Annotated in this window: 3 protein-coding genes; all 3 read right to left on the bottom strand. The window is 63.9% G+C overall.

Annotation, left to right across the window (positions count from 1 at the left end; all coding sequences use genetic code 11):
• Positions 1–531 (bottom strand): FAD-binding oxidoreductase (locus tag EN935_RS32230; RefSeq protein ID WP_164771538.1); only part of this gene is annotated, 531 nt, incomplete at its 3' end.
• Positions 531–1913, bottom strand: a complete 1383-nt coding sequence (locus EN935_RS32225) for a glutamine synthetase family protein (protein ID WP_127264129.1) — start codon at positions 1911–1913, stop codon at positions 531–533. The genes EN935_RS32230 and EN935_RS32225, both read right to left, overlap by 1 nt.
• A 5-nt stretch (positions 1914–1918) precedes the next feature.
• Positions 1919–2216, bottom strand: a 298-nt coding sequence (locus tag EN935_RS32220; protein ID WP_348629921.1) for a nucleotide disphospho-sugar-binding domain-containing protein, incomplete at its 5' end; no start/stop codon positions are given.

Raw genomic sequence — 2216 nt, 5'->3', positions numbered from 1 at the left:
ATGATAGGGCGTGTCGACCTTGCCGCGCGCTTCAGCCGCCGACAGGATTTCGGCATGCGGAAACTTCATCACCGTGGCCAGGCACTCGGCCTCTTCCTCGAGGTCCTTGAGATCGGAGCCGTTGACCGCGCCGACGAGATGACCGGTCAGCCTGAGATCGCAATCGATGGCGTGGCGCTCGATGATATCGAGCACCAGCCCGCGCGCCTCGAAGGCAAGGTCGAACAGCGCTTTTGCACGTTCGGGTCCATAGAGCTTGACCAGCCCCTTCGCGCCCTTGCGCAGGCCGGGGATCATCTGGCCGCCATTGCGGCCCGAGGCGCCCCAGCCGATCTTGCCGCCCTCGAGCAGCACCACCTTCAGGCCGCGCTCGGCGGCATGAAGGGCGGCGGACAGGCCGGTGCAGCCGCCGCCGACCACCACAAGATCGGCGTCGCTGTCACCCTGCAAAGCCGGATGGTCCGGCGACGGATTTGCCGTCGCGACATAGTAGGATTTGCCGATATCCAGGCCGGAATTGAAGCCCATCATTACACCTTGAGCAGCAGGTGGTCGCGTTCCCAGCTCGTCACCACGCCCTGGAACAGGTCGAGCTCAACGCTCTTGACGCGAAGATAACTCTGGAAGAAATCCTCGCCGAGCAACGCCCGCACCGGCTCACACGCCTCGAAACGGTCGAGCGCCTCCTCCATGGTTTTCGGCAGCGTGCTCTTGATCTTGTAGGCATTGCCCGACGCCTCGGGCGAGCGCACCAGTTTCTGTTCGACGCCGAGATAGCCGGCAAGCAGCGAGCCGGCGATCGCCAGATAAGGATTGGAATCAGCACCGGGCAACCGGTTCTCCACCCGCCGCGCGGCGCGTCCACCGGCCGGCACGCGCAGGCCGCAGGAACGATTGTCATGCGACCACTCGATGTTGGCCGGCGCGCTGTGGTTGGGCCTTATGCGGCGGAACGAGTTCACGTTGGGCGCGAACAGCGGCATGATTTCGGGGACGAATTTTTGCATGCCACCAATGAAGTGGCCGAACATCTCGGTATCGGCATCATCAGTGCCGGCAAACAGCGTCTTGCCGGCCTCGTCGATGATGGACATGTGCAGATGCATCGAGCTTCCCGCCTGCGCCGCGATCGGCTTGGCCATGAAGGTGGCGCGCATACCGCTTTGCTGCGCGGCCTGGCGCGTCAGCCGCTTGAACAGCAGCACCTTGTCGGCCAGCGGCAACGCGTCGCCGTGCAGGAAATTGATCTCCAGCTGTGCCGTTCCCGATTCATGGATCAGCGTGTCGAGCGGCAACCCGGCCGCCGCCGCATAATCATAGATGCGCCGGATCACCGGCTCGAACTCCTCGAGTGCCGCCATGTCATAGGGATGCTGCACGGTCTCGGCTCGGCCATTGGCGCCGACCGGCGCAGTCAGCGGCCGATCAGGATCGGGATTGGGCGCGGTCAGATAGAATTCCACCTCGGGCGCCACCACCGCTCGCCAGCCGCGCTGGGCGTAGAGATCGAGCACGGCCCTGAGCACATGCCGCGGCGAGGCCATCCATGGCCGGTCGTCCATATGGAAGGCGTCGGCAAAGACATAGGCCTTGCCCTCAGCGGCGCCGGGCGCCAGGCAGAGCGTCGAAACGTCGGGCACCATACGCATGTCCGGATCCGAATAAGCAAAACCCTCGTCGATCGAGCCGGAATAACGGCCGTCGATGCTGACCAGGAAGGCGCTGCTCGGCAGATAAAGCGCGCGGTCTTCCAGCGCCTTGAGGAACTTGGCCGTCGGCAAGGCCTTGCCGCGCAGCACGCCGTTCATGTCGGGTACCAGGCACTCGACCTCGTTGATGCCGTGCTGGGCCAGCCAGCTCTTGGGATCGTTGCTGCTGGAGAGCGAGGTATTCGTCGTGATTTTGTCAGGCATTTCGTTCATGTCCGTGTCAGAGAGAGTATGGCTTGCGCGGCCACATCCGTTCCGGGTTGCAGCGCCATTTGGGCTGCGTTGTCCCTAAGGCGGGCACGCATGGCATCGTCGGCCAGCAGGCCGAGAATGGCTTTCTCCAATACTCCTTCGGTCCAGGCGTCGCGGCCGATATGGTCACCGACGCCGGTCTCTCCGGCGCGGCGCGCATTGTCATGTCCGTCCCAGCAATAGGGCATGATCAGCGACGGCACGCCGAAGCGCAGCGCTTCGCAAAAGCTGTTGTTGCCGCCGTGGTGGATGAAC

The sequence above is a fragment of the Mesorhizobium sp. M7D.F.Ca.US.004.03.1.1 genome (genome assembly GCF_003998635.1).
Lineage (GTDB): Bacteria > Pseudomonadota > Alphaproteobacteria > Rhizobiales > Rhizobiaceae > Mesorhizobium > Mesorhizobium loti.
The sequence above is the reverse complement of the archived record's forward strand: the minus strand, read 5'-3'. Positions and strand labels throughout refer to the sequence as shown.

Excerpts from the sequence above, each read along its gene's own strand:
- EN935_RS32225 (WP_127264129.1), bottom strand. The coding sequence starts at position 1,913 with ATGCCTGACAAAATCACGACGAATACCTCGCTCTCCAGCAGCAACGAT.